Source organism: Arthrobacter sp. AIWTK1 (genome assembly GCF_056680535.1).
Window position 1 is genome coordinate 1,236,077 of sequence record NZ_CM155287.1, and the last position, 26,694, is coordinate 1,262,770.

The window sequence follows — 26,694 nt, forward strand, 5'->3', positions numbered from 1 at the left end:
CTTGCGGTGGCGGCTACCGGTAGGTAACAAGTTCTCAACAATCTCCGGGCTTCGGTGGCGGCGTGGTGCCGGGACGTGTTCCAGGCCACTACAGTAGCTGTCATCAGTGCGCCTCGGCGCAGTGCTGCGAAACCATCAGTGAAAACAGAATTTCAGTGTGGAGCATTCGAAACGGACACTCATTGAACTCCCGTCGTAGCGCCTATCTCTTTGTTCCTGGAGGAAAATTGAAGAACTCACTGCGTGCAACCCTCAAGCGCGGTTCAATGACCGGTGTTGCCACCGTCGGGGCGGCAGCACTCCTGCTGACCGGCTGTGGCGCTGCCCCGGAAGCCGGCAGCACGGCCAGCGCCACCGCGAGCGACTACACGGGCTGCATCGTGTCCGACTCGGGTGGATTCGACGACCAGTCGTTCAACCAGTCCTCCTACGAAGGCCTGAAGAAGACGGAGAAGGACCTCGGCATCAAGGTCAACCAGGTCGAGTCCAAGACCAACAACGACTTCGAGCCGAACCTGCGCGCCATGGTCACCGCCGGCTGCAACCTGACCGTCACCGTCGGCTTCCTCCTCGGCGACGCCACCAAGGCCCAGGCCACCGCGAACCCGGACAAGCACTTCGCCATCATCGACTTCGGCTACGACACCCCCATCACCAACGTCAAGCCGATCATCTACGACACCGCCCAGGCTGCCTTCCTGGCCGGCTACCTGGCAGCCGGCTCCACCAAGACCGGAACCGTGGCAACCTTCGGCGGCATCAAGATCCCCACGGTCACCATCTTCATGGACGGCTACGCCGACGGTGTGAAGTACTACAACGAGCAGAAGGGCAAGGACGTCAAGATCCTTGGCTGGGACAAGGCGAAGCAGGACGGCAGCTTCACCGGCGACTTCGAAAAGCAGGACAAGGGCAAGCAGCTGACCCAGAACTTCCTGGACCAGGGCGCAGACATCGTGATGCCCGTTGCCGGCCCCGTCGGCAAGGGTGCAGGCGCGGCGCTCAAGGAAGCCAAGGCCGCAGGCAAGGACGTCAAGCTCATCTGGGTTGACTCCGACGGCTTCCTCACCGCTCCTGACTACAAGGACATCATGCTTTCCTCCGTCATGAAGCAGATGGGCGAAGCAGTGGAGACCGTCGTGAAGGAAGACAAGGACGGCAAGTTCACCAACACGCCGTACGTCGGCACCCTCGCGAACGACGGCGTGCAGCTGGCTCCGTTCCACGATCTAGACTCCCAGGTTCCCGCGGAACTGAAGACGGAACTTGAGCAGATCAAGAAGGACATCATTGACGGAAAGCTGAAGGTCGAGTCTGCGGCGAGCCCGAAGGCCTAGAACCCTCCGCAAAGCGCCACCACCCGGTTGGTCATTGACTTCCGGGCGGTGGCGCTTTTCGTTGGGCGTGGGCTTTTCCCAAGGGGCGCCGCCCGCTCCGCCAAAGGCTGCAGGCACTAGGCTGGTGCTGCAGCCACATATCCCGTCCGGGCACATTTTCCGGACGCTTCGAGATTGGTCAGAGTTTTGAAACTTGAACTCAGAGGGATCACCAAACGCTTCGGCTCCCTTATTGCCAACGATCACATCGATGTGGTTGTTGAACCCGGGCAAATTCATTGTTTGCTTGGTGAAAACGGCGCTGGCAAGTCCACGCTGATGAATGTCCTGTACGGCCTGTACGAGCCAAGTGAGGGCGAAATCCTGGTGGACGGCAAGGCCGTCACCTTCCGCGGCCCGGGCGACGCGATGGCTGCAGGCATCGGCATGGTGCACCAGCACTTCATGCTGGTTCCGGTGTTCACTGTTGCGGAGAACGTGGCCCTGGGCGCTGAAACCACCAAGGCCGGCGGTTTCCTGAACCTGGATGACACCCGGCGCAAGATCAAGGAGATCTCCGACAAGTACGGTTTCGACGTCGACCCCGACGCCCTGATCGAGGACCTCCCCGTGGGCGTCCAGCAGCGCGTGGAAATCATCAAGGCCCTGGTCCGCGATGCGAAGGTGCTCATCCTCGACGAGCCCACCGCCGTGCTGACACCGCAGGACACCGACGAGCTCCTGGACATCATGCGCCAGCTGAAGAGCCACGGTACGTCGATCGTGTTCATCTCGCACAAGCTCCGCGAAGTAAAGGCCGTGTCCGACACGATCACGGTCATCCGGCGCGGCAAGGTGGTGGGCACCGCGGACCCGGGTGCTTCGACCACCGAACTTGCGTCCATGATGGTGGGCCGCGCCGTCAACCTCACCCTGGACAAAGCCCCCGCCAAGCCGCAGGAAACCACGTTCCAGGTCAAGGACCTCACCGTGATCGCACCGACGGGCCAGCATGTGGTGGACGGCATCAGCTTCGACATCGCCCGCGGCGAAATCCTGGCAGTGGCAGGTGTCCAGGGCAACGGCCAGACGGAACTCACGGAAGCCATCCTTGGCCTGCAGGAACGCTGCCATGGATCGATCCTTCTGGACGGCGAGGAGCTCCTGGGCCGCAGCGTCAAGGAAGTACTCCGGGCCGGCGTCGGCTTTGTCCCGGAAGACCGGAGTGTTGACGGCCTCATCGGTACGTTCTCCATCGCGGAGAACCTGGTCCTGGACCGCTACGACCAGCCGCCGTTCGCCAAGGGCATCAGCATGAGCCCTGCCCGGATCCTGGAAAATGCCACGTCCAGGATCGACGAGTTTGATGTCCGGACACCGTCCGGGTCACTGGCCGCAGGAACCCTCTCCGGCGGAAACCAGCAGAAAGTGGTAATGGCCCGCGAGCTGTCCCGGCCGCTGCGCCTTTTCATCGCCTCCCAGCCCACCCGCGGCGTGGATGTGGGTTCCATCGAGTTCCTGCACAAGCGGATTGTGGCGGAGCGCGATAACGGCACACCGGTGATGATTGTGTCCACGGAACTCGACGAAGTCATCGAGCTCGCGGACCGGATCGCAGTGCTCTACAAGGGCAAGCTGGTGGGCATCGTCCCTTCCGGCACCGGACGCGACGTCCTGGGCCTGATGATGGCGGGCCTGTCCCCGGAAAGCGCCCACGCGGATGCCGCCCAGGCGGCCGTAGCCCACGCGGACGCGGCCCACGCGGACGCAGGCGCGACCAGCGGGTACACACCCGTCCAGACGTCCACCTCCGGTGCCGAAGGAGGCGACCATGACTGAACAGGACAAGCCCAAGCACATGGCTGACGAAAACGCGGCGGACAGCCGGGAAACCCGGGCGCCCGAACCCCAAAGCTCCGAACCCCAAAGTCCCGATCCCCGAAATGCCGAACCCCAAAGCTCCGAACCCCGAAGCTCCGAGCCCCAGGCGCCTGCCGAAGCAGCCGCAGCCGCGGCCGCGCTGGACACAGCCGGCGGGGTGATGCAGCCTTCGGCTGTTCCCGTCTCGGCCCAGAGCGGCACCGTTCCGGGTGGGGCGGACACGCTGGTCCGGCGGATCTTCACCGGCAGCGGCATGGTGTCGGTGCTGGCGGTCCTGCTGGCCCTGATCCTCGGTGGATTGCTGATTGCCAGCACGGACAAGCAGGTGGGGGCCACGGCAAGCTATCTCTTTGCCCGCCCCTCGGACTTCCTCTCGGCGGTTTGGACCGCCGCGACGCGATCGTACGTCGCGCTGTTCCAAGGGTCCGTGTTCAACCCCCGCGGTTCCAGCGTTGCAGTGCAGTTTGCTCCGCTCATGGAGACCCTCACCATCGCCACTCCGCTGATCACGGCCGGCCTCGGCGTCGCGCTGGCTTTCCGCGCCGGCCTGTTCAACATCGGTGCCCAGGGCCAGATCATCATGGCCGGCATCCTCGCCGCCTGGGCCGGCTTCGCCCTGCACCTGCCGCTGGGACTGCACCTGCTGCTGGTACTCGTTGCCGGCATCGTGGGCGGCGCGCTCTGGGGCGGGCTGGTGGGCCTGCTGAAGGCCCGCACCGGGGCCCACGAGGTCATCCTGACCATCATGTTCAACTACATCGCCCTGTACTTCCTGCGCTACCTGCTGAACACGCCGGCGTTCCAGCGGCCGGGGGAGTCCAACCCCATCTCGCCGATCCTGGATCCCACCGCTGTGTACCCGCAGATTTTCGGGACCCAGTACCGGCTCCACCTGGGCTTTGTCCTGGCCATCGCCGCCACCGTTCTCGTCTGGTGGCTGCTTAACCGCTCCACCGTGGGCTTTGAATTCCGCGCGGTCGGTGCCAACCCCAAGGCGGCCCTGACCGCGGGCATCAACGTGCCCCGGGCCACGGTCCTGGTCATGGCGATCGCCGGTGCCCTGGCCGGGATGTCCGGCGTGGCGCAGGTGGCGGGAACCGAAAAGGTCCTGACCGACGGCGTCGCCGCCACTTACGGTTTCGACGCCATCACCGTTGCACTCCTGGGACGTTCGACGCCGTGGGGCACCTTCGCGGCCGGACTGCTGTTCGGCGCCTTCCGCGCCGGCGCGGTGCAGATGCAGATCCAGACCGGAACCCCGATCGACATTGTGCTCGTGGTCCAGTCGCTGATCGTGCTGTTCATCGCGGCACCGCCGCTGGTGCGGGCCGTCTTCGGGCTTAACCCGCGCAAGAAGAAGGCCGTACCGGCCGGCAAGTCCCAGAAGGCAGCCACCACCGGAGGTGCAGCATGAGCACAACAGCAACATCGCCCGTTCCGGGAAAGCCGGAGCAGGGAAAGCCGGAGCCCGGAACAACGCGGCCGGCCGCGGACAGCGTTCCTGCGGTCTCGGCAAAGCCCGTGACGTGGAAGGTGCCGATACTGCTCGCCGTCCTCGGCGTCGTGGCGTTCATTTTCTTCGGCGTCATGGGACCCAACCAGACGGCCAAGTTCGGGATTTCGTCGAGCGGCGACTTCTTCCAGCTTCCGGCCATCGAAGTTCCAGCTTTCCTGGGCGGAATCGTCCTGTCGGTCCTGATGCTGGGACTCGCCGCCTACGCGGTGTATCTCAAAACCCGTAACGAAGCCTCTCCCGGCTGGCTGCCCATCGTCTTCATCGTGCTCTTCGTGGCAGCGTTCCTGATCTGGGTGGTGGGCGGCGCCCGCACGCCGAGCATCTCGCTGGCCGGGCTCATTGCCGGTTCCGTGACGCTCGCGGTCCCGCTGGTTTTCGGTTCCCTTTCCGGTGTGCTCTGCGAACGCGCGGGCGTCGTCAATATCGCGATTGAGGGCCAGCTGCTGGGCGGTGCGTTTACGGCCGCGATGGTGGCCACCTTGACCAAGAGCCCCTTCATCGGGCTGCTGGCGGCGGCCGTTGCCGGCGCCGTCGTCTCCATGGTCCTGGCGGTCTTCAGCATCAAATACCTGGTCAACCAGATCATCGTGGGCGTGGTCCTCAACGTCCTGGTTTCGGGCCTGACAGGCTTCCTGTTCAGCACCGTGATGCAGGCCAACAAGGCACAGTTCAACTCGCCGGGACGGCTGCCCATCATCGACATCCCCGTGCTGTCCAGCATCCCGGTGATCGGCCCCATCCTCTTCAAGCAGTCCGTAGTGGGTTACCTGATGTACATCGCGGTCGCCGTGGTGTGGGTCGGCCTCTTCAAGACCAAATGGGGCCTTCGCGTCCGGGCCGTCGGGGAACATCCGCAGGCCGCCGACACCATGGGCATCAAGGTCAACGCCACGCGCTTCTGGAACGTCACCCTCGGCGGAGCGGTTGCAGGCATCGGCGGTTCCTTCTTTACCCTGGTGGCCATCGACAGTTTCACCAAGGAGATCTCGGGCGGACGCGGCTTCATCGCCCTGGCCGCGCTGATCTTCGGCCGGTGGAACCCGATCGGGGCCTTCTTCGCGGCCCTGCTGTTCGGCTTCGCGGACAACCTGCAGAGCATCGTGACTATCATCGGCACGCCGGTTCCCAGCCAGTTCATGGCCATGCTGCCCTACCTGGTGACGGTGCTCGCCGTGGCTGGACTGGTGGGCCGCTCCAGGCCGCCGGCGGCTGACGGCATACCGTACGTCAAGGGTTGACGGCGGTGGACGAGGATTCGACCCGCGCGGGCACCGCCATGGAAGGCAGCGATGTCGACTGGGCAGCACTCGAAGCGGCCGCCGTTGACGCCATGAAGAACGCATATGCACCGTATTCGAAGTTCGCGGTGGGGGCAGCGGCCCTCACCGCGGACGGCCGGATGGTGAGCGGCTGCAACGTCGAAAACGCCAGTTACGGCCTGACGCTGTGCGCCGAATGCACACTGGTGGGCAACCTGCACATGACCGGAGGCGGCCTGCTGCGCGCCTTCTATTGCGTGGATGCCGCAGGCAACATCCTGATGCCGTGCGGGCGCTGCCGGCAGCTGCTGTACGAATTCCGGGCGCCGGACATGGAACTCATGACCGCACAGGGAATTAAGACAATGGACCAGGTGCTACCCGATGCCTTTGGTCCCCAACACCTGGAGGAACCCCGGTGACACAAACCCCAAGCAACACCGAAGCGTTCGACGCCGTCGACATCATCCGCATCAAGCGGGACAAGGGCGTGCTGAGCCCGGCCCAGATCGACTGGACCATCGACGCCTACACCCGCGGTGCGATCGCCGACGAGCAGATGGCCGCCCTGAACATGGCCATCCTCCTCAACGGCATGGACCGCGCGGAAATCTCACGCTGGACCGCCGCGATGATCGCATCCGGCGAACGGATGGACTTCTCCGGACTGAGGCGTGCCGACGGCAGCGCGAAGCCGACGTCGGACAAGCACTCCACCGGCGGAGTGGGAGACAAGATCACGCTGCCGCTGGCACCGCTCGTTGCTGTATTCGGCGTGGCTGTTCCGCAGCTCTCCGGACGCGGCCTGGGCCACACCGGCGGCACCCTGGACAAGCTCGAATCGATCCCGGGGTGGCGCGCAGCGCTGAGCAACGACGAAATGATGGCCCAGCTGCAGGACGTCGGCGCAGTGATCTGCGCTGCTGGTGCCGGACTGGCGCCCGCGGACAAAAAGCTCTATGCCCTGCGTGACGTCACGGGAACAGTGGAAGCAATCCCGCTCATCGCGTCCTCCATCATGAGCAAGAAAATTGCCGAGGGCACCGGCTCGCTGGTCCTCGACGTCAAGGTGGGAAGCGGCGCCTTCATGAAGGACGAAGCCCGTGCCAGGGAGCTCGCCGAGACCATGGTGGCACTGGGCAAGGACGCCGGGGTGAACACTGTTGCCCTCCTGACGAACATGAACACGCCCCTGGGACTGACTGCGGGAAACGCCATCGAGGTGGAGGAATCCGTGGAGGTGCTGGCCGGCGGCGGTCCGGAAGACGTCGTCGAACTGACGGTCCGGCTGGCGGAGGAGATGCTGGCCTGCGCAGGCGTGCACGACGCAGATCCGCGCGCTGCTCTGAAGGACGGCAGGGCCATGGACGTGTGGAACCGCATGATCGAGGCGCAGGGAGGGGATCCCCGGGCCAAGCTGCCCGTTGCCAGGGAATCCGAGGTTGTGTACGCGCCGGCTGACGGTGTCCTCGTGGAGCTGGACGCCCTGGCCGTGGGTGTGGCCGCCTGGCGGCTGGGTGCCGGCCGGGCGCGCAAGGAGGACCAGGTCCAGGCGGGTGCAGGCGTCCGGCTGCACGCCAAGCCGGGCGCCATGATCCGGGCCGGCGAGCCGCTGATGACGCTGCTGACGGACACCCCGGAGAAATTCGGCCGCGCCAAGGAAGCACTCGAAGGGGCCGTGGTGGTTGCGCCGGAAGGCTCCCGGCCCGCGCAGCAGCTTATCATCGACCGCATCGCCTGATCCCGTGATTCTCCCCGGCCCGGTTCCCTCCGCGGCGGCTCCACCGGCCGCCCGCGGACCGGCGGGGGAGAAATCGGGTGGTCCCGGCCGTTAGGAAACTGTGCAGGCTATCAACGACTTCATTCTCGCGGCGGCGGGGCAGCCCTGGGTGCTCGTCCTGGTGCTGGCCTGCTGCGTGATTGACGGGTTCTTTCCGCCGATCCCCAGCGAGTCGGTGGTAGTTGGCCTGGCGGCCGTGGCAGCGACCGCAGATGTTCCCAATCCCTGGCTGCTCATGCTTATGGCCGCCCTGGGGGCATTCGGCGGAGACAACATCGCCTACCTGATCGGACGGAAGGTGGGCACCCGCCGGTGGCGGTGGATGCGCGGACCGCGAATGCAGACCGCCTTCCACTGGGCAGGCAGGGAGCTCCGCAAAAGGCCGGCTTCCCTGGTACTCGTGGCCCGGTTTGTTCCGATTGGCCGGGTGGCCGTCAACCTCACGGCCGGCGCCACCCATTTCCCGCACCTGCGTTTCGTGGGGCTGACCGTATTGTCGGCAGCGCTGTGGTCCTCGTATTCAGTAGCTATCGGCCTGTTTTTCGGGCAGTGGTTCGAAGACAACCACCTGCTGGGTGCCGCCATCGCGATCGCCTGCGCCATCCTTCTGGGCATCATCGTGGACATCCTGATCAGCCGCCTCCGTGGCCGCCTGCCCGAAGAACCGGCGGGGGAGGCCGCCCCGGGACCCTGACCCGCTGTGTGCCCCGCGCCCGGCCGCACTGGAAACAGACGGCTGCGGGGTCAGTTTTTCCCGGCCGTAGCGTAGCGGATCATGCCGCTGACATGGGACACTAAATAGCGATTTCCGTCACTTCATAGGAGCAGGGCCCCGCGTGGAATTTATCAATGAGGCAGTGCTCCATGCCGCAGGTCAATGGTGGATCTATCCGATCCTGCTGGTGTTCTTCTTTGTGGACGGCTTTGCGATGGTTGTCCCCAGCGAAACACTCATCGTGGCGCTTGCAGCGTTTTCCCGCCAAAGCGGTGAACCCAACCTCTGGATCCTTGGCGCCACAGCCCTGGTCGGCGCCATCGCCGGCGACAACATGGCCTACATGCTCGGACGGAAGATCGGGCTTGAACGCTGGCGCTGGATGCGCAAACCCAAGGTGCAGAAGGTCTTCGCCTGGGCCCACTATGAGCTGGAGAAGCGCGGCGCCGTCCTGATCTTCACGGCCCGGTACATCCCCTGGGGCCGTGTGGCGGTCAACTACGTTGCCGGCACCACCGCATTCCCGCACCGCAGGTTCTTCGTCCTGGATGCCCTTGCCTGTTTCACGTGGGTGGGTTACTCGATCGGGATCGGGCTGCTGGCAAGCTCCTTCCCCCTGCTGCATGACAACCCGCTGCTCGGAGCCGGCATTGCGGTCGTGTTCGCCATCATCCTCGGCATCATCATCGACCACCTGCTGCGCTGGTGGCATAAGCGCCTGGGCCGCCACGATGATGCTGGCACCGGCAGGACTGCAGGCAGCGATGCCGCCAGGGAGACCTCGCCGGAGCAGGACGCGCGTGCCGAGCGGGAGGCCGTCGTCGAGCCCGCTCCGCTGGCCCTTCCCGCCGTGGCGGAAGTGGAAACGGGCCGCTAATCCCGGACCGCGGCCAGAGCCGTGGCTTTCCGGGTGGCGCCGGACGCAGTCCGACCCTAAGGTTGGAACGTGACTGAGCCTATTCTTGACGCTGCCCCTGCCATCGACTTCGACCTCAAGAGCCTCCCCAAGGTATCCCTGCACGACCACCTGGACGGCGGCCTGCGCCCGGCCACCATCATCGAACTGGCGGAAGCAGTGGGGCACACGCTGCCCTCCACCGATCCCGTGGCGCTGGGGGAGTGGTTCCGCGAATCCGCAGACTCCGGCTCCCTGGTCCGCTACCTTGAAACCTTCGACCACACCATTGCCGTGATGCAGACCAAAGAAGGTCTCTTCCGGGTGGCCAAGGAATTCGTGGAAGACCTTGCCGACGACGGCGTGGTGTACGGCGAAGTCCGCTGGGCACCGGAGCAGCACCTGCAGAAGGGCCTGACGCTGGACGAAGTGGTCGAGGCCATCCAGGAAGGGCTTGACGCCGGCGTGGACGCCGTGGCCGAAACCGGCAGGGAGATCCAGGTGGGCCAGCTCATCACGGCCATGCGCCACGCTGACCGGGGCCAGGAAATTGCCGAACTGGCAGTCCGCCACCGTAACAACGGCGCCGTGGGCTTTGACATCGCCGGGGCCGAGGACGGGTTCCTGCCGTCCCGATTCCGCGATGCCTTCACCTACCTCGCCCAGCACAACTTTCCGGCCACCGTCCACGCCGGCGAAGCTGCGGGCCTGGAAAGCATCCAGTCCGCCCTCGTCGACGGCCGTGCCTTGCGGCTGGGCCACGGCGTGCGGATCGCCGAGGACATCACCGTCGACTTCGACGACGAGGACTCCGCGGAGGAAGCCGACGAGAACATCGGCATGGTAACCCTCGGCGAGCTCTCCAGCTGGGTCCGCGACCGCGGGATCGCCCTGGAAATCTGCCCGTCCTCCAACCTGCAGACCGGCGCCATCGCCGGCTTCGGCGAAGGCATCGAAAGCCACCCGCTGGACATGCTGTACCAGCTCGGCTTCAACGTCACGATCAACACGGACAACCGGCTGATGAGCGGCGTGACCCTCACCGACGAGTTCGAACTGCTCGTGGAGACCTTCGACTACGACCTCGACGACATCCTGGAGCTGACGCTCAACGCCGCCGAAGCCGCCTTCCTGCCGCTGGAGGAAAAGGAAGCACTCGTTGAGTACATCAACGACACCTACGCCAACCTTGCCTAAGGACGCTTCAGTTCCGGTTGCCTCCCTGGTGGGCGTCATAGCCGCCCTCCGGGAGCACTGCCCCTGGATGGGGGCGCTGACGCACGAGTCGCTGGTGGAGTACCTCCTCGAGGAGGCCTTTGAGGTGGCCGAAACAATCGAAACCGGCGCTGATGAAGCGGAGCTCTGCGGGGAGCTGGGCGATGTCCTGCTCCAGGTGGTGTTGCACGCCCGCCTCGCAGAGGAACGCGGGAGTTTCGGGTTCGACGACGTCGTCCGCGGCCTCACGGCGAAAATGATCCGCCGGAACCCGCACGTGTTCCGCCCGGACGGCTCGCTGCAGGACACCTTCCCGGCCAGCGTGGACGAGATCGTCCGGAAATGGGACTCCATCAAGCGGGCCGAGAAACCGGAACGCGGTGATCCCTTCGACGGAATTCCGCGGGATCTTCCGGCCCTCGCCCGGGCCCAAAAGTCCCTGGACCGGGCGGCAAGGGCGGGGTTTCGACGGGCTCAACCACCGGTGGTTGAGGAAGTCCGCCCGGTGGTTGGGCTTGTCGAAACCATGGACTCCGAACAGCAGTTCGGCGATCTCCTCTTCGAGCTCGTCGCCGCCGCCCGCACCAGCGGTTTCGACGCCGAACGCGCCCTCCGCGGGGCAGTCAGGCGGTACCAGGACAGCCACCGCCCTACTCACCCTGACCTGCCCCGGACGGGATCATGACGTCCGGTGCCGGATAGGTTTCCGTAACGTGCACCACTCTCGACTACGCTAGTCCCTGACGAGGACGTCGAGTCTTTCCGCTAGTTTCCCAGTAAATCGCTTCACCATAAGGAGCATATTCATGGCGCTTATCGATGCCATTCACGCCCGCGAGATCCTCGATTCCCGTGGCAACCCGACCGTAGAAGTTGAAGTTCTGCTTTCCGATGGCCAGATCGGCCGCGCGGCAGTCCCCTCCGGCGCCTCCACCGGCGAACACGAGGCCGTTGAACTCCGTGATGGAGACAAGGGACGCTACCTTGGCAAGGGCGTCCAGAAGGCCGTCGACGCCGTCATCGACCAGATCGCACCGGCCCTGACCGGCTTCGACGCAACGGACCAGCGCAGCATCGACCAGGCCATGATTGACCTGGACGGCACGCCCAACAAGTCGAAGCTCGGCGCCAATGCCATCCTGGGTGTCTCCCTGGCTGTGGCCAACGCCGCAGCGGCATCCGCTGACCTGCCGCTGTACAAGTACCTCGGCGGCCCCAACGCACACGTCCTGCCTGTTCCGCTGATGAACATCCTCAACGGCGGCTCGCACGCCGACTCCGACGTGGACATCCAGGAATTCATGATCGCCCCGATCGGCGCCGAGACCTTCTCCGAGGGCCTCCGCTGGGGCGTTGAGGTCTACCACAACCTCAAGTCCGTCCTGCAGGCCAAGGGCCTCTCCACGGGCCTGGGCGACGAAGGCGGCTTCGCGCCCAACCTGCCGTCCAACCGTGCGGCACTGGACCTGATCCAGGAAGCCATCAAGAACGCCGGCTACACCCCGGGCAAGGACATCGCGCTGGCACTGGACGTTGCCTCCTCCGAGTTCTTCAAGGACGGCGCCTACCAGTTCGAGGGCAAGGCCCTCACCGCCACCGAGATGAGCGCCTACTACGCCGAGCTCGTGGCCGACTACCCGCTGGTTTCCATTGAGGATCCGCTGGACGAAAACGACTGGGAAGGCTGGAAGACCCTCACCGACGCCATCGGTGACAAGGTCCAGCTCGTTGGCGACGACCTCTTCGTCACCAACCCGTCCATCCTGCAGCGCGGCATCGACACCGCCACGGCCAACTCCCTGCTGGTCAAGGTGAACCAGATCGGTTCGCTGACCGAGACCCTGGACGCCGTGTCCCTGGCCCAGCGTGCCGGCTACACCACCATCACCTCGCACCGCTCCGGCGAAACCGAGGACACCACCATTGCTGACATCGCCGTTGCCACCAACGCGGGCCAGATCAAGACCGGTGCCCCCGCCCGTTCCGAGCGCGTCGCAAAGTACAACCAGCTGCTGCGCATCGAAGAGGAACTCGACGACGCCGCACGCTACGCCGGACGCAGCGCCTTCCCGCGTTTCAAGGGCTAGCATCCACAGAAACAGCTGACCGGTGGCTATGGTTGAAGACCATGGCCACCGGTTCTGTTTTTGGTCAGTTTTTGAAGGAGTGACATGGCCACCCGACGTCCCAAGGTTCCCCGGGCTACGCCCGCGGTGCGTCAGTCCAAGGATTCCGACGACGGCGCTGAAGTCATCCGCGCGGATTTCGGAGCAACGCGGCACGTTCCCGCTGACGGTGAAACCAAAACGCCCGCAGCGGCCGGAAGCGTGAAGCGCGGGCCCGCTGTACCCGGAAAAGCCACGACCACTGCCGAACGGCTGGGGGCTTCCGTGAAGGCCGGGGTTGCCGCAGGCAGGCAGGCCGCCGGCCGGCCGGCTGGCGGCCAAGCCGCGGCGAAGCCCGCCGGTGCTGCGGCGAAGGGCGGGGCCGATCGCCAGGATCCGGTACCTGCAAAGGCTTTTTCCGGCCGGATGCTTGCCCTGGCCGTCGTCATGATTGCCATCACCATCATGCTGGCACCCACCGTCAAGATCTTTATCGACAAAAAGGCCGAAATCGCCGCGCTGGAGGCCGATATCGCAGCGCGGAAAGCGGAGCAGGAGGGCCTGAAACTCCAGGTCTCCCGCTGGCAGGACCCGAACTATGTGAAGCAGCAGGCCCGCGACCGCATTAACATGGTTATGCCGGGAGAAACCGGCTACTGGGTGTTTGGCAGCGATCTGCCGGCCGGGACCGCCAGTGGCCAGGCCGGTACAGGAACAGCAGAGGACCCGGCCAACCTGCCATGGGTGGACTCGCTTTGGGAGTCCATCAGGCGCTCGGCAACAGACTAGAGGCGGTGCCCTCCGCCGGCTTTCCCACGGGTCAGCCTTAAAGGGCAGGAAGGCGGCCGCGCCAGTGGACCAGAATGCAGTAGGCGACAACGCCATGGGCGGGCACCCTGTTAAGGAAGCCTCGACTGTGCCCGCGTACAGCCACCCCTCCGCCCGGGACCTGGACGTCCTGAGCCGCCAGTTGGGGCGGCCCGTGCGCGATGTCGTGGAAATCCCTGCCCGCTGCATCTGCGGCAACCCCCTGGTCGCGGCGACGTCACCGCGGCTCAGCAATGGAACGCCGTTCCCCACCACGTTTTACCTGACCCACCCGGTCATCACGTCGGCAGTGTCCCGGCTCGAGGCCGCCGGCCTGATGAACCGGATGAACGAACGCCTCGCCGACGATTCCAGTCTGGCCGCGGACTACCGGGCAGCCCATGATGCCTACCTTGTTTCCCGCGCGGAGATCGGCGAGCGGTCCGGCATTGGCGCCGTGCCCGAGATTGACGGTATTTCCGCCGGAGGGATGCCCACCCGGGTGAAATGCCTCCACGTCCTGGTGGGCCATTCCCTCGCAGCCGGTCCCGGAGTCAATCCGCTCGGCGACGAGGCCGTTGCCGCCATCAGCGAATGGTGGACGGCGGACCGCTGCTACTGCGACGGCGCCTGGGATACCGGCGGGGAGGCGCCCTCCCGGGACCTCAGCCGCCACGGGCCGCAGGGCCTTCCCGCCATCGTGGGCCGTCCTGCGCCCGTCCGCAAGAACGTGCGGCACGCTGAAGAGAACGCCGAAAACTCCCCGGAGGCCGCCCAGTGACCAGAGTTGCCGCCATAGACTGCGGAACCAATTCAATCCGGCTCCTGATCGCCGACGTGGACGGAACCGCGAACAGCCCAAAGCTGACCGACGTCGTGCGCGAAATGCGTGTGGTCCGCCTGGGCCAGGGCGTGGACGCAACCGGTGAACTGGCGCAGGAAGCCCTGGACCGCACCTTCGCCGCCACGTCCGACTACGCGGCGCTGATCCGCGAACACGGGGCCGGGAAGGTCCGCTTCGTTGCCACGTCCGCCACGCGCGACGCCAGCAACCGTAAGGTCTTTGTGGACGGCATCCGCGAGATCCTTGGTGTGGAGCCCGAGGTGATCACCGGCGACGAAGAGGCCGCCCTTTCCTTCGCCGGCGCCAGCAGTGTCCTCCCGTCCCGCGGCACCGACCCCGTGCTGGTGGTGGACCTTGGCGGCGGAAGCACCGAATTCGTGCTCGGCGACGCCGGCGGCGTCATCGCTGCCAAATCCGTGGACGTCGGCTGTGTCCGGATGACGGAACGCCACCTTCGCAACGACCCGCCGTCGCCGGAGCAGATCGCCGCAGCGGAGGCCGACGTCGACGCCGCCATCGCCGAGGCGGGACGGGCCGTTCCGCTGGAGCGCAGCACCGCCGTCGTCGGGGTAGCGGGTTCCGTCACCACCATTACCGCCCATGCGCTGCGGCTGCCGGAATACTCGCCCGCGGCGATCCACGGAGCCGAGCTTCCGCTGGGCACGTTCGGCGAGGCGTGCACGGACCTCCTCGGGATGTCCAAGGCCGAACGGGCGGAACTTCCGTACATGCACCCGGGCCGGGTGGATGTCATCGGCGCCGGCGGACTGGTTTGGCGCCGTGTCCTGGAACGCCTGGCGGAGGTAACGGAGGGAAGGATCACTTCGGCTGTCGCCAGCGAACACGATATTCTCGACGGAATTGCCCTGAGTATCAGTTAGTGCGTTGGCATCAGCTAACGACTTCGCATCAGCCGGGGTCCGCATCAGCGGATCCCCGTCCCGCCAATGCCACGCGACCGGAGCCTGCCTCCATGCTGCGCCATCACCTGTAACGCCGATTGGACCCGAATGACCAGAGCAACAACCCGCTGGGGCCGGATGGCCTCCGCTGTGACTGCAATTGCCCTGGCCGCAGGTAGCTTGGCAACGTCGCTGATTGCGGCGCCGGAAGCCCGCGCGGACGCATGGCGGGACAAGCAGTACTGGCTGGCAGAGTCCGGCATCACCAAAGCGTGGGACGTTTCCAAGGGTGCCAACGTCAAGGTCGCCGTCATCGACAGCGGCGTGGATGCCAAGCACCCCGATTTGAAGGGCGCAGTCGTCGGCGGAAGCGATGCCTCCGGGGCCGGCAGCGCGGACGGCCAGAAGAGCATCGGCTCGAAGCCGGAGCACGGCACCCTGGTGGCAACCATGCTGGCCGGCCGCGGCCACCAGCCGCCGAAGTCCACGGCCACCCCCACCCCTGGCGCCACGCCGGCGCCGGGCCCGGACGGAATAGTGGGCGTCGCCCCCGAAGCGCAGATCCTGTCGGTGTCCACCTGGCTTGGCTCCCCGAACCCCGGCGGCAAGACCGACCAGGAACAGATCCCGGCCGCCGTCCGCTGGGCCGTGGATAACGGCGCGCGGGTGATCAACATTTCGCTGGGCAGTACCTCACCGGAATGGCCGCAGAGCTGGGACGCCGCGTTCCTCTACGCCGAACAAAAAGACGTGGTCATCGTTGCCGCGGCCGGCAACCGCGTGGGCGGCAACGTGCAGGTGGGGGCGCCGGCAACGATTCCCGGCGTCCTGACGGTGGCCGGCCTGGACCGCACGGGCGCCGCCAGCGTCGATTCGTCGTCCCAGGGCATCAGCATTGGCGTGGCCGCACCTGCCGAAGACCTGATCGGCGGCATGCCCGGGGACGGCTATGCAGAATGGGCCGGAACATCCGGCGCCACCCCGATCGTGTCCGGGGTGGCAGCGCTGATCCGCTCGAAGTGGCCCGAAATGACAGCCAGCCAGGTCATCAACAGGATCGTTACGACGGCCAAGGATGCCGGTGCTCCGGGCAAGGACCCCATCTACGGCTTTGGCGTGCTGAACGCGGAGGCGGCGTTGAAGGACGACGTGCCCGAAACGAAGGTAAATCCCTTGGGCACCGTCGCCGAATGGATCCGGATCCACCGCCGTGGCGAGTCCGCTGCAACCACCCCCGCGGCAGAACCCGGCAACAGCCCCACGAGTGCGCCCGCCACGCTGCCCGCCGCCACGATACCGGTGGCTGAAGCTCCGTCCCAGCTGGACAGTGCGGTTCCAGCCATGGTTGTCATCGGTTTCGGAATGCTCTTCCTGGCCATCATGGGCGGCGCCGGATATCAGCTGCGACTAGCGTCCAGGAACTCCGGGAACCTGCGCGACGAGCCCGAGACCGGGGTGCTGGACAAGGTGGACTCGAACGGAACCTGACGGGGGGACGAATTAGTTAGTGAAGATTTTCACAAACTACGGTATTCTTGAACCATGGCAACAACCCCACAGCTCCAGGACCGTCCCAGGGTACTCGTCGTCGGCGGCGGGTACGTCGGCCTGTACGTAGCCCTCAAACTGCAGAACAAGATCGCGAATGCCGGTGGCATCGTCACTGTCGTTGATCCGCTGCCCTACATGACTTACCAGCCCTTCCTGCCGGAAGTTGCCGGCGGAAACATTGAGGCGCGCCACGCTGTCGTCTCGCACCGTCAGCACCTGAAGCAGACGGAACTCATCCAGGGCCGGGTCACCTCGATCGACCACGCCAACCGGACCGCCGTGGTTGCCCCGTCCGACGGCGGCCCCAACTTTGAGGTGCCGTACTTCGACGTCGTACTGGCCGCCGGTGCCATCACCCGCACCTTCCCCATCAAGGGCCTGGCGGACAAGGGCATCGGCCTGAAGACCATCGAGGAAGCCGTTGCGCTGCGCAACAAGGTCCTCGAGCGGATCGAAGCCGGTTCCACCATCGCCGATCCTGCCGAGCGCGCCCGCGCCCTCACCTTCGTGGTGGTTGGCGGCGGCTTCGCCGGCATCGAGTGCATCACCGAGATGGAAGACCTCGCCCGTGCGGCGGTCAGGAACAACCCCCGCGTCAAGCAGGAGGAAGTCCGCTTCGTCCTGGTGGAAGCCATGGGCCGCATCATGCCCGAGGTCACCGCCAAGCAGGCCGACTGGGTCGTGGAGCACCTGCGCAGCCGCGGCATCGAAGTCCTGCTGAACACCTCGCTGGACAACGCCGAGGGCTCCCTGAAGCTCATCAACCTGCCGGACAAGACCCCCGCCCAGGAATTCGAAGCGGACACCCTCGTCTGGACTGCCGGCGTGCAGGCCAACCCGATGGTCCGCTCCACCGACTTCCCGCTGGAGCCGCGCGGCCGCGTCCGCGTTCTTCCGGACCTGCGTATCGCCGGTGACGAAGGCATCATCGAGAACGCCTGGGCTGCCGGCGACATTGCCGCCGTCCCGGACCTCACGGGCAGCGGCCTGCCGGACGGTACCTGCGTACCGAACGCGCAGCACGCCCTTCGCCAGGCCAAGCGCCTCGCGAAGAACCTGTGGGCCTCCCGTTGGGACAAGGAACTCAAGGACTACAAGCACAAGAACCTGGGCGCCGTTGCCGGCTTCGGCGAATGGAAGGGTGTTGCCAACATCAACCTCCTGGGCCGGATCGGACTCAAGGGCCCCTTGGCCTGGCTTGCCCACCGCGGCTACCACGGCATGGCCATGCCCACCTTCGAGCGCAAGTTCCGGGTGATCATCAACTGGATCATCAGCTTCTTCGCAGGCCGCGACACCACCCAGCTTTTGGACCTGGACAACCCGCGCGGAGCTTTCGTCGCTGCGGCCACTCCCGCTCCTAAGCCGGCCGCGGCTCCCGTTGCTCCGGCGGCTGACAAGCCTGCCGAGTCCGGCAGCAACAGCCAGCAGAAGCAGACTGTTTCGGCTGACACCAAGTAGCCACCGGCGCCGTCAACGGCGGCCGTTCCCCCGGGGAACGGCCGCCGTTGTTGTTTAATGGCCCAATGACTGGTGAAAAGGACATCCGGACCCTTCTGGCATCAATCCACCCCGTCCTGCGCCAAGGGGAGTATGTGTACGTCCTGTGGCCCTACGGCAGGCCACTGGTTCCAGGCATCGAGGCAGCCGTCCGGGAAGCGGAGGGGCTCACGGTAGTGCTGCCCCGGGACGAGGCTGACAGGCTGGCGCTCCGCTACGACTTTGTTGCCGCCTGGATCACGCTTCAGGTGCATTCGTCGCTCGAGGCCATCGGGCTGACCGCTGCAGTCAGTGCGGCACTCACCGATGCCCGGATCAGCTGCAACGTCCTCGCGGGATTCCACCACGACCATCTCCTGGTCCCGGTGGCGGACGCGGACCGCGCCCTGGAAATACTGCATGAACTGGCCGCAGCAAGCACCGACAAGCCCGCGCCCCAACTCATCCTGCGCAACGAACAGCCGGCGGACAGGCCGGCCATCCTGGAGCTCACGGCGGCGGCCTTCTCGGTATCGCCGGTAACCGGGCTTCCCGCGGACGGTGAACCAGCGGAAGTGGGGTTGTTGAAACAGCTGTTCGACTGTGAGGAGTACCTGCCGGAGTTCAGCATCGTCGCAGAACAGAACGGCGAAGTGGTGGGCCACGTCATCAGCACGCGGGGCCGGGTGGGAGACCTGGGGCTGCTGGGCCTTGGGCCCATCGCCGTGGTGCCGCGGCTGCAACGCCACGGCATTGGCACGGCACTTATGCAGGAAACCGTCTCCCGTGCCAACGCTGCGGGGGAGAGGGGCATCGCACTGCTGGGCAGCCCGGACTACTACTCCCGTTTCGGCTTTGTGCCGTCAGTTTCCCTGGGTATCGAACCGCCGACGGCACACTGGGGGGATGCGTTCCAGCTTCTCCCGCTCGCGGTCTGGCCGGGCGGCATCCACGGCACGTTCCGGTATGCCGGGCCCTTTGAGCGGCTCTGACGGGATACCATTGACCGGGCGCCCCAGTAGCCCAATTGGCAGAGGCAGCGGACTTAAAATCCGCGTGTTGTGGGTTCGAGTCCCACCTGGGGTACTTCCCTCCATTTGCTGTGCCGTGCTTCACTGTGCCCGCTTCCGGCCTGCTGCTTCACCATTTCCGCACGTCCGCGCCGTGGTGTCCCATATGCAACGACTGTTATAAGGATGTGATCATAGTCACTTATGTTCGCGGAGAAATTGCACTAGCTTGAAGTTAAATCAGGAACACCTGGTAATTCGCATCAAAGGCCGTTCGCACCTTTCGATCGAGGAGACTCTTAATGATTTCACTCCCCCAGGCGGCGCCGCGAGTCGCTAAGCTCACAGCGCTTAGCATCGGCGTCGCCCTTCTGGCTACGGCTTGTGGCGGCTCGTCCACCCCGAGTTCGACAGGCTCCACCACTCCGGCGGCATCCGGGATTGCCTGTCCCGCACCCAGCGCCAGCGGTGGCGCGAGCACCCCGGCAAACGCCGGCGGCTCGGTTCCGGCTTCTACCACTACCACCGACACGCCGCTTAAGATCGGCTCGCTCCTGCCGACAACCGGGTCTCTGGCGTTCCTCGGCCCGCCCGAAATTGCCGGTGTGAACCTGGGCATCAAGGAAGTCAATGACGCAGGCGGCGTTCTGGGCAAGCCCGTTGAAGTGATCCACCGCGACTCCGGTGACACCAAGACGGATATTGCAACGCAGTCAACCACCGCGCTGCTGGGCAGCGGCGTCAGTGCCATCATCGGCGCTGCGTCGTCTGGCGTTTCCAAGACCGTCATCAACCAGATCACCGGTGCCGGCGTCATCCAGTTCTCGCCTGCGAACACGTCTCCCGACTTCACCACCTGGGATGACAAGGGCCTCTACTGGCGCACGGCACCTTCCGATGTGCTGCAGGGCAAGGTCCTCGGCAACTACATGGCTACGTGTGGCGCACAGACCGTCGGCATGATCGTCCTGAACGATGCGTACGGCACCGGCCTGGCCAAGAACGTCAAGTCTGCGTTCGAGGCTGCCGGCGGCAAGGTGGTAGCCGAGGAACTCTTCAACGAAGGCGACTCGCAGTTCAGCAGCCAGGTGGACAAGGTCATCGCGGCCAAGCCTGACGCCATTGCCCTGATCACCTTCGACCAGGCCAAGAGCATCGTTCCCCTGATGACCGGCAAGGGCATCAAACCAACCCAGATGTTCATGGTGGACGGCAACACGTCGGACTACAGCAAGGACTTCTCCGCGGGCACGCTGAAGGGCGCCCAGGGCACCATCCCGGGCACGTTCGCCAAGGACGACTTCAAGAAGAAGCTGCTGGCCATCGACCCGGCACTCAAGGACTACAGCTACGCCGGTGAGTCCTACGACGCCGTCAACCTGATCGCCCTGGCTGCGGAAGCCGCCAAGAGCACCAAGGGCACCGACATCGCCAAGCAGCTCAAGGCAGTCTCCGAAGGCGGCGAGAAGTGCACCGACTTCCCGTCCTGCGTGACCCTGCTCCGCAACGGCAAGGACATCGACTACGACGGCCAGTCCGGTCCGGTGACCTTCTCCGACGCCGGTGACCCGACGGAAGCCTACATCGGCATCTACGAGTACCAGGATGACAACACCTACAAGCCGTCCAAGGAAGAATTCGGCAAGCTGTAAAGCCGCCGCTACCTGGATAGCACGAAAGCCCCCGTCCGTTTGGGCGGGGGCTTTCTGGTGCCCGCAGGCTGAGCCGAGGGGACCGCACCGATGGTGACTCTAGAACTGAGGGCGCCGAGCGAGTCCCAGCGGAGCCCGGAGGGGACACAGGCCCCCTACCATGCAGAAGGGCCGCCACCTGGCGGTGACGGCCCCTCCGCGGCTCGTAGCGGCGGTCTAGACTTCGTCCGCCAGCGTGCCGAGGTACAGCTGGATCACCTTGGGATCCTTCATGAGCTCCCGGCCGGTGCCCGTGTACGCGTCCTTGCCCTGGTCCAGCACATAGGCGCGGTCGCAAATCTGCAGGCAGCGGCGGGCGTTTTGCTCCACCATGATCACCGAAACTCCGGCCCGGTTGATCTCGTGGACCCGCAGGAAGGTCTCATCCTGTTTGACGGGGGAGAGGCCTGCCGACGGCTCATCGAGCAGCAGGACGGCCGGTTCCATCATCAAAGCGCGTCCCATGGCCACCATCTGGCGTTCCCCGCCGGAGAGCGAGCCGGCACGCTGGGCACGGCGTTTACCGAGCTCCGGGAACAGGCTGGTGACGAAGTCGAACCGTTCGGCGAAGTCCTTGGGCCGCTGGAACATGCCCATTTGCATGTTCTCCTCGATCGTCAACGTGGCGAACACGTTGTTGTTCTGCGGGACGAAGCCCACGCCCTTGGCAACGAGTTTGTTGGCCTTGAGCCCGGTGATGTCCTGGCCACGGACAACCACTGACCCCGAGTGCACCTTCACCAGCCCGAACATCGCCTTCAGCAGCGTTGACTTGCCGGCTCCGTTGGGGCCGATGATGCCGATCAGTTCGCCCTTGCGGGCTTCGATGCTGCAGCCGTTGAGGATGTTAACGCCGGGGATGTAGCCCGCCACCAGGTTGGTGACCTTGACTACCGCCTGTTCCGCGGCGGCCGGGGTGGCGGCTGCTGCCGCGCTGGTGGCGCTCATTCGGTGTCCTTCTTCCTGGTTTCGGGCGCCTCCGTGTCAGCGGCCACGACGTCGACGGCGATGATTCCGGCGTTCTCGGTGCCCACGATCGACTCCTCGTCGGCCACAAGCTCGGCGGCCAGTTCCTTGATGCCTTCGGCGTCGCCAAGGTCCACGTCGTGGTGGGCGCCCAGGTAGGCGTCGATCACGGCGGGGTTCTTCATGACTTCTGCCGGCGGGCCTTCGGCGACAATCTTTCCTTCGGCCATCACCACCACCCAGTCGGCAATGTGGCGCACCATGTTCATGTCGTGCTCGACGAAGAGCACGGTCATGCCTTCTGCCTTGAGGTTCTTGATGTGGTCAAGGAGGGACTGGGTCAGGGCAGGGTTGACGCCGGCCATGGGCTCATCCAGCATCACCAGCTTGGGCCTGACCATCAGCGACCGCGCCATCTCGAGCAGCTTGCGCTGGCCGCCGGACAACGATGCCGCGTAGTCGTCCTTCTTCGCGTCCAGTTTGAATTTCTCCAGCAGGACGTTCGCCTGGGCCGTGATTTCTCTTTCGCGGCCGCCCCACATGCCCTTGAACAGGGCCTTGGAAAGCCGCTCACCTGGCTGCTCCGAGCCGCCGAGCCGCATGTTCTCCATGACGGTCAGTTTGCCCATCACCTTGGTCAGCTGGAACGTGCGGACCATGCCCATCCGGGCCACCTTGTAGGGGGAGACGCCGGCGAGGCTGTTGCCTTCGAACTGCCACTTGCCGGAGTTCGGCGTATCGAAGCCCGTCAGCAGGTTGAAGAGGGTGGTCTTGCCGGCCCCGTTGGGACCGATCAGAGCCGTGATTTTGTGGCGGGGGATCTCAAGGTATTCGACGTCGACGGCGTTGATGCCGCCGAAGCTGCGGGTGACGTTTTCGGCGACGACGATCGGATCCCGCTTCTTGCAGCCGGGCGCCGTTTCGCCGGCTGCGATCGGCCGGGTGTCCGTCATGTAGTCGATTCCGTCAGTGGTACCGCTGTACCCGGTGCCCTTTGACGGGGGCACATTGCGTTGCTCACTCATGCGAACGCCAACTCCTTCTTATTACCGAAGACGCCCTGGGGCCGGAAGATCATCAGCAGCATCAGGGCGACACCCACGAGGATGTACCTCAGCTGACCGGCCTGGACCGTATTCAGCCACGTCACCGCCCCGGACTCGATCAGGCCGTACAGAATGCCCTGGGTGAGCGAAAGCACCACCCAGAAGATCATTGCGCCCACCACCGGGCCCAGCACCGTCCCGAGTCCGCCCAACAGCAGGCACGTGTACAGGAAGAACGTCAGCTCGGTGCCGTAGTTGGCCGGCTGGACTGCACCGCGGGGGAGGGTGAAGATCATGCCGGCGAGGGCGCCGAGGATGCCGCCGATCACCAGCGCCTGCATCTTGTAGGCGTAGACGTTCTTGCCCAGCGACCGGACCGCGTTCTCGTCCTCGCGGATACCCTTCAGGACTCGTCCCCACGGGCTCCGCATCAGGAGCCACACGAGGGTGCAGCAGACGATCACGAGGCCCCAGCCCACTACGCGGATGAAGAAGTCCCTGTTGTTCATGCCGAAATAGGAGCCCTCGGGGAACGGGTTCATGGAATAGAACCCGCCTTCGAAGGCGGCCAGGCCGTTGGCGGAGCCCGTCACGGAGGTCAGCTGGTTGGTGGTGACGATGTAGCGGACGATTTCAGCCGCCGCGATCGTCACGATGGCCAGGTAGTCGGCGCGCAGGCGCAGGGTTGGTATACCCAGTAACAGCGCGAAGATCGCCGAGCAGATGACGGCGATCAGCAGGCCGACAAAGAACGGCACGCCGAAGGTGAGGGTGGAGATGGCGAAGCCGTAGGCGCCTACGGCCATAAAGCCTGCCTGGCCGAAGTTCAGCAGGCCGGAGTAGCCGAAGTGAACGGCGAGGCCGAGCGCGGCAAGCGCGTACGCCGCCGTCGTCGGGCTGAACAGTTCACCGGCAGCGCTGGAAAAAATAAATCCAAAGTCCATGGCTGTGTCTCCTAACCCACGCGCTCGCGACGGCCCAGGATGCCCTGCGGCCGGAACAAGAGGACAACAATCATGATGAACAGTGCTCCCACATATTTGAGGTCGGCGGCCAGGCCGAACACGGTGGTCAGCTCCACGAAGATGCCGACGATGATGGATCCGATCAACGCGCCGAATACGGTGCCGAGGCCGCCCAGGGTCACGCCTGCGAAGATGAGCAACAGGATCTGCGAACCCATGTCGAACGTGACGCCGGGCCGGTAGTAGGCCCAGAGGATGCCGCCAAGGGAAGCCAGCATGCCGCCCGCCACCCAGACGATCCGGATGACGTTGTCGACGTCGATGCCGGAGGCCGCCGCGAGGGCAGGGTTGTCGGCGACTGCGCGGGTGGCTTTGCCCAGGCGGGTCTTCAGGAGAATGAAGCCGATCAGCGCGATCACGACGGCACTGATGACCAGCGACCAAAGGTTATTCGGCGAGATCGACACCGGCCCAATCTGGATTTCGGCGCTCTGGGCGTACGGCAGCTGCTGGGTTGATCCGCCGAAGAAGAACTGGATGACATAGCGGACTGCGAGTGCCAGGCCGATGCTGACAATCATCATGGGGACGAGGCCTGTCCCGCGGCGGCGCAGCGGCTTCCAGAGGCCGGCATCCTGGACGTAGCCGAACAGGCCGCCGCCGAGCAGGGCAAGGACCACCGCCAGCCAGAACGGCAGGCTCATCGCATTGAAGGCGAAGACAAGGACCGCACCGAACGTGACCATCTCGCCGTGGGCGAAGTTGGTGAGGCCGGTGGTTCCGAAAATGAGCGAGAGTCCGACCGAGGCCAGTGCCAGCAGGAGGCCGAAGCTCAGGCCGGCCACGAGCCTGTTGAGCAGGTTCTGGCCGAAGTCCTGTTGCTGGACCACGATGCCTTTGCCGAAGGCGAAGATCACGGAGAGGTTGGAAGTCTGGCTGAAAGTGACTTTGCGGGGATTTTCCTGTCCGTCAGCGAGCTTGATGCCTTCGGGAAGAGTGGACGTGTCCAGCTCTACTTCGTAGGTGCCCTGGACCGGGACTCCGATGCTCCATGAACCGTTGGCGCCCGATTTTGCGGTCCCGGTGAAATCGCCGCTCTTGGCGGTGATCGTAACGTCAGCGATGGGTGCCCGGGTGTCGTCCCGGAGGAAGCCGCTGATGCTGTTCTGGAACTGCTGGTTCGACGGGGATGGTGTCGGCGAGGGGGTAGTGGCCTGGGATGCCGGGGCAACGACAAGGAGGATTGCAACGACGGCGGCAAATATGGCCCCCAACGTCTTCAGCAATCCGCCGCGCCGTCTGTGCGGCAGGCCTCTCGGTGTGCTTCTCAAAATGAAAACCTCCACATGGGGGTGGACTGGGTTGCGCCTTTACAACCACTGCGAACGGAGCGGGGGGACGTAGTCGTGGCGCTAAATATGCGGTAGACACACCGGATACCTTGTGATGTCAGTCACCCTGCTTGGGCTTATGTTACAGCCAGCGGGGATCAATGATGCCTCGCGCGGGCGGGCCTAAGATCGCGATCAGATAACAACAGTGAAGCTCAGCCTCAGGTTTGATGCAGTTCTGCTAAAGAAAACTTTTGTTGAGCCCGAGTATTCCTAAACAGTCGTTGCCGGCGCGTGCCGGTGGCCTGCGTCACGCCCGCCTGCCGCCCATGTCACGGTTGCGTTTCGGCTGGCCTCGAGTGGGAACTATCCCTGCCCCCTGCGCGTGGGAATTGGTACCTTGAGTTATCAGGATCACCACCTACCCCCTTTATTTGGAGGACACCCGCAATGGCACTTGGCGGAAACCCGATCTTCAACGGAAAGAATTTCCGTGGAGCCACCCAGGCACCGCCTGTTCCGCAGGCGCAGTACGGCCAGAACCCCTACGGCCAGCCCCAGTACGGGCAGGGCCCGTACGGCCAGGGTCCGGGCCGCGCTCCGGGCCAGGTCATGGACGCCCAGGGCGGCTGGATGGCCCAGCAGCAGAACTTGACCCATGATCAGCTGCAGCAGATGTACAACCAGCCGGCTGCCGGCCCGGCAGAGACCGGGCGGATGACGTTTGACGACGTCATCATCAAGACGGCCGCCTGCCTCGGTGTGCTGATGGCCGGTGCGGCAGTCACGCTCTTCGTGAGCATGCCGCTGGCCTCACTGCTGATGATCGTGGGCGCGCTGGGCGGCTTCGTCCTCGCCCTCGTCAACACGTTCAAGAAGCAGCCGTCACCGGCCCTCATCCTGGCGTACGCGGGCCTGGAAGGGCTCTTCCTGGGCGGCCTGACCCGCGTCCTCGACGGCATGTATCCGGGAGTCGGGCTGCAGGCTGTCATCGGCACGCTGTCCGTCTTCGGCGTGACGCTGCTCCTGTTCAAGAGCGGCAAGGTCCGCGCCACCCCCAAGGCGATGCGCTTCTTCATGATCGCGATTATCGGCTACGCGGTCTTCTCACTGGTCAACATGGTGATGATGTTGACGGGTCTGCAAACTGAAATGTTCGGCCTGCGCAGCATGGAGATCTTCGGCATCCCGCTGGGCGTCTTCATCGGCCTGCTGGCCATCGGCCTCGCTGCCTTCTCGCTGATCATGGACTTCACCAGCATCGAAGAGGGCGTCCGCAACGGCGCGCCGGAACGGTTCTCCTGGACCGCCGCCTTCGGTCTCACGGTGACACTCGTCTGGCTGTACGTGGAGATCATCCGCCTGCTGGCGATCCTCCGCGGCGACGACTAGCACCCCAGCCGGCACGCGGCGTCGTGCA

At 65.0% G+C, this 26,694-nt stretch carries 23 protein-coding genes and 1 tRNA gene; 20 read left to right on the top strand and 4 right to left on the bottom strand.

Annotated features, from left to right (window positions below):
• Positions 1 to 227: 227 nt before the first annotated feature.
• From AC1MDG_RS05800 to AC1MDG_RS05890, 19 genes are all read left to right on the top strand, one after another.
• Positions 228 to 1,337, top strand: a complete 1,110-nt coding sequence (locus AC1MDG_RS05800) for a BMP family lipoprotein (protein ID WP_479808065.1) — start codon at positions 228 to 230, stop codon at positions 1,335 to 1,337.
• Positions 1,338 to 1,523: 186 nt separating this feature from the next.
• The gene (locus tag AC1MDG_RS05805; RefSeq protein ID WP_479808067.1) at positions 1,524 to 3,155 is read left to right on the top strand and encodes an ABC transporter ATP-binding protein; all 1,632 of its coding nucleotides are present in this window, start codon (positions 1,524 to 1,526) and stop codon (positions 3,153 to 3,155) included.
• Positions 3,148 to 4,611, top strand: a complete 1,464-nt coding sequence (locus AC1MDG_RS05810; protein ID WP_479808069.1) for an ABC transporter permease — start codon at positions 3,148 to 3,150, stop codon at positions 4,609 to 4,611. The genes AC1MDG_RS05805 and AC1MDG_RS05810 overlap by 8 nt, the downstream gene beginning before the upstream one ends.
• Positions 4,608 to 5,951 carry an ABC transporter permease gene (locus tag AC1MDG_RS05815; protein ID WP_479808071.1) on the top strand — a complete coding sequence of 448 codons (1,344 nt, stop codon included), beginning with the start codon at positions 4,608 to 4,610 and terminating at the stop codon, positions 5,949 to 5,951. Before AC1MDG_RS05810 ends, AC1MDG_RS05815 begins: the two co-directional genes overlap by 4 nt.
• Positions 5,952 to 5,989: 38 nt before the next feature.
• Positions 5,990 to 6,394, top strand: a complete 405-nt coding sequence (locus tag AC1MDG_RS05820; protein ID WP_043430441.1) for a cytidine deaminase — start codon at positions 5,990 to 5,992, stop codon at positions 6,392 to 6,394.
• Positions 6,391 to 7,713 (top strand): thymidine phosphorylase, encoded by a 1,323-nt coding sequence (locus tag AC1MDG_RS05825; RefSeq protein WP_479808073.1) that lies wholly within the window; start codon positions 6,391 to 6,393, stop codon positions 7,711 to 7,713. The genes AC1MDG_RS05820 and AC1MDG_RS05825 overlap by 4 nt, the downstream gene beginning before the upstream one ends.
• A gap of 100 nt (positions 7,714 to 7,813) precedes the next feature.
• Positions 7,814 to 8,446, top strand: a complete 633-nt coding sequence (locus tag AC1MDG_RS05830) for a DedA family protein (RefSeq protein ID WP_479808075.1) — start codon at positions 7,814 to 7,816, stop codon at positions 8,444 to 8,446.
• 142 nt (positions 8,447 to 8,588) lie between these two features.
• Positions 8,589 to 9,344, top strand: a complete 756-nt coding sequence (locus AC1MDG_RS05835; RefSeq protein ID WP_479808077.1) for a DedA family protein — start codon at positions 8,589 to 8,591, stop codon at positions 9,342 to 9,344.
• Between the two features lie 69 nt (positions 9,345 to 9,413).
• Positions 9,414 to 10,559, top strand: coding sequence for an adenosine deaminase (locus AC1MDG_RS05840; protein WP_479808079.1), 1,146 nt, complete (start codon positions 9,414 to 9,416; stop codon positions 10,557 to 10,559).
• A 67-nt stretch (positions 10,560 to 10,626) separates the two neighbouring features.
• Positions 10,627 to 11,262 (top strand): MazG nucleotide pyrophosphohydrolase domain-containing protein, encoded by a 636-nt coding sequence (locus tag AC1MDG_RS05845; protein WP_479809027.1) that lies wholly within the window; start codon positions 10,627 to 10,629, stop codon positions 11,260 to 11,262.
• A 121-nt stretch (positions 11,263 to 11,383) separates the two neighbouring features.
• Entirely contained in the window at positions 11,384 to 12,664 is a 1,281-nt protein-coding gene (eno, locus tag AC1MDG_RS05850) for a phosphopyruvate hydratase (RefSeq protein ID WP_479808081.1), read from the top strand.
• Between the two features lie 84 nt (positions 12,665 to 12,748).
• The gene (locus tag AC1MDG_RS05855; RefSeq protein WP_479808083.1) at positions 12,749 to 13,471 is read left to right on the top strand and encodes an FtsB family cell division protein; all 723 of its coding nucleotides are present in this window, start codon (positions 12,749 to 12,751) and stop codon (positions 13,469 to 13,471) included.
• A 94-nt stretch (positions 13,472 to 13,565) separates the two neighbouring features.
• Entirely contained in the window at positions 13,566 to 14,270 is a 705-nt protein-coding gene (locus tag AC1MDG_RS05860) for a DUF501 domain-containing protein (protein WP_479809028.1), read from the top strand.
• Entirely contained in the window at positions 14,267 to 15,214 is a 948-nt protein-coding gene (locus AC1MDG_RS05865) for a Ppx/GppA phosphatase family protein (RefSeq protein WP_479808085.1), read from the top strand. The genes AC1MDG_RS05860 and AC1MDG_RS05865 overlap by 4 nt, the downstream gene beginning before the upstream one ends.
• Before the next feature lie 129 nt (positions 15,215 to 15,343).
• Complete coding sequence (locus AC1MDG_RS05870) at positions 15,344 to 16,723, top strand: S8 family serine peptidase (protein ID WP_479808087.1); 1,380 nt, start codon at positions 15,344 to 15,346, stop codon at positions 16,721 to 16,723.
• A 54-nt stretch (positions 16,724 to 16,777) separates the two neighbouring features.
• Entirely contained in the window at positions 16,778 to 18,247 is a 1,470-nt protein-coding gene (locus AC1MDG_RS05875) for an NAD(P)/FAD-dependent oxidoreductase (RefSeq protein WP_479808088.1), read from the top strand.
• Positions 18,248 to 18,312: 65 nt separating this feature from the next.
• Positions 18,313 to 19,257, top strand: coding sequence for an N-acetyltransferase (locus AC1MDG_RS05880; protein ID WP_479808090.1), 945 nt, complete (start codon positions 18,313 to 18,315; stop codon positions 19,255 to 19,257).
• A 20-nt stretch (positions 19,258 to 19,277) separates the two neighbouring features.
• Positions 19,278 to 19,351, top strand: a tRNA-Leu gene (locus AC1MDG_RS05885).
• 226 nt (positions 19,352 to 19,577) lie between these two features.
• Positions 19,578 to 20,927 (top strand): ABC transporter substrate-binding protein, encoded by a 1,350-nt coding sequence (locus AC1MDG_RS05890; RefSeq protein ID WP_479808092.1) that lies wholly within the window; start codon positions 19,578 to 19,580, stop codon positions 20,925 to 20,927.
• 216 nt (positions 20,928 to 21,143) lie between these two features.
• Here AC1MDG_RS05890 and AC1MDG_RS05895 read toward each other — a convergent pair whose 3' ends face one another.
• The 4 genes from AC1MDG_RS05895 to AC1MDG_RS05910 are packed head-to-tail and all read right to left on the bottom strand — an operon-like array spanning position 21,144 to position 25,229.
• Complete coding sequence (locus AC1MDG_RS05895) at positions 21,144 to 21,914, bottom strand: ABC transporter ATP-binding protein (protein WP_043479364.1); 771 nt, start codon at positions 21,912 to 21,914, stop codon at positions 21,144 to 21,146.
• Positions 21,911 to 22,957: an ABC transporter ATP-binding protein gene (locus AC1MDG_RS05900; protein WP_479808094.1), complete on the bottom strand. Its 1,047-nt coding sequence runs from the start codon at positions 22,955 to 22,957 to the stop codon at positions 21,911 to 21,913. The genes AC1MDG_RS05895 and AC1MDG_RS05900 overlap by 4 nt, the downstream gene beginning before the upstream one ends.
• The gene (locus AC1MDG_RS05905; protein ID WP_479808095.1) at positions 22,954 to 23,922 is read right to left on the bottom strand and encodes a branched-chain amino acid ABC transporter permease; all 969 of its coding nucleotides are present in this window, start codon (positions 23,920 to 23,922) and stop codon (positions 22,954 to 22,956) included. The genes AC1MDG_RS05900 and AC1MDG_RS05905 overlap by 4 nt, the downstream gene beginning before the upstream one ends.
• A gap of 11 nt (positions 23,923 to 23,933) precedes the next feature.
• Complete coding sequence (locus AC1MDG_RS05910) at positions 23,934 to 25,229, bottom strand: branched-chain amino acid ABC transporter permease (RefSeq protein ID WP_235347282.1); 1,296 nt, start codon at positions 25,227 to 25,229, stop codon at positions 23,934 to 23,936.
• Positions 25,230 to 25,724: 495 nt separating this feature from the next.
• Between AC1MDG_RS05910 and AC1MDG_RS05915 the strand changes: the two genes are divergently transcribed.
• A complete protein-coding gene (locus AC1MDG_RS05915; protein ID WP_479808098.1) occupies positions 25,725 to 26,666 on the top strand; it encodes a Bax inhibitor-1/YccA family protein in 942 nt (313 codons plus the stop codon).
• Positions 26,667 to 26,694 lie beyond the last annotated feature (28 nt).

What these genes read in the sequence shown, in the direction of transcription:
- AC1MDG_RS05845 (WP_479809027.1), top strand. Translation starts at nt 10,627, where the DNA reads ATGGGGGCGCTGACGCACGAGTCGCTGGTGGAGTACCTCCTCGAGGAG.
- AC1MDG_RS05810 (WP_479808069.1), top strand. Translation starts at nt 3,148, where the DNA reads ATGACTGAACAGGACAAGCCCAAGCACATGGCTGACGAAAACGCGGCG.
- AC1MDG_RS05870 (WP_479808087.1), top strand. Translation starts at nt 15,344, where the DNA reads ATGACCAGAGCAACAACCCGCTGGGGCCGGATGGCCTCCGCTGTGACT.
- AC1MDG_RS05905 (WP_479808095.1), bottom strand. Translation starts at nt 23,922, where the DNA reads ATGGACTTTGGATTTATTTTTTCCAGCGCTGCCGGTGAACTGTTCAGC.
- AC1MDG_RS05875 (WP_479808088.1), top strand. Translation starts at nt 16,778, where the DNA reads ATGGCAACAACCCCACAGCTCCAGGACCGTCCCAGGGTACTCGTCGTC.
- AC1MDG_RS05915 (WP_479808098.1), top strand. Translation starts at nt 25,725, where the DNA reads ATGGCACTTGGCGGAAACCCGATCTTCAACGGAAAGAATTTCCGTGGA.
- AC1MDG_RS05860 (WP_479809028.1), top strand. Translation starts at nt 13,566, where the DNA reads ATGGGCGGGCACCCTGTTAAGGAAGCCTCGACTGTGCCCGCGTACAGC.
- AC1MDG_RS05895 (WP_043479364.1), bottom strand. Translation starts at nt 21,914, where the DNA reads ATGAGCGCCACCAGCGCGGCAGCAGCCGCCACCCCGGCCGCCGCGGAA.
- AC1MDG_RS05855 (WP_479808083.1), top strand. Translation starts at nt 12,749, where the DNA reads ATGGCCACCCGACGTCCCAAGGTTCCCCGGGCTACGCCCGCGGTGCGT.
- AC1MDG_RS05880 (WP_479808090.1), top strand. Translation starts at nt 18,313, where the DNA reads ATGACTGGTGAAAAGGACATCCGGACCCTTCTGGCATCAATCCACCCC.
- AC1MDG_RS05890 (WP_479808092.1), top strand. Translation starts at nt 19,578, where the DNA reads ATGATTTCACTCCCCCAGGCGGCGCCGCGAGTCGCTAAGCTCACAGCG.
- AC1MDG_RS05820 (WP_043430441.1), top strand. Translation starts at nt 5,990, where the DNA reads ATGGAAGGCAGCGATGTCGACTGGGCAGCACTCGAAGCGGCCGCCGTT.
- AC1MDG_RS05815 (WP_479808071.1), top strand. Translation starts at nt 4,608, where the DNA reads ATGAGCACAACAGCAACATCGCCCGTTCCGGGAAAGCCGGAGCAGGGA.
- AC1MDG_RS05900 (WP_479808094.1), bottom strand. Translation starts at nt 22,957, where the DNA reads ATGAGTGAGCAACGCAATGTGCCCCCGTCAAAGGGCACCGGGTACAGC.
- eno (WP_479808081.1), top strand. Translation starts at nt 11,384, where the DNA reads ATGGCGCTTATCGATGCCATTCACGCCCGCGAGATCCTCGATTCCCGT.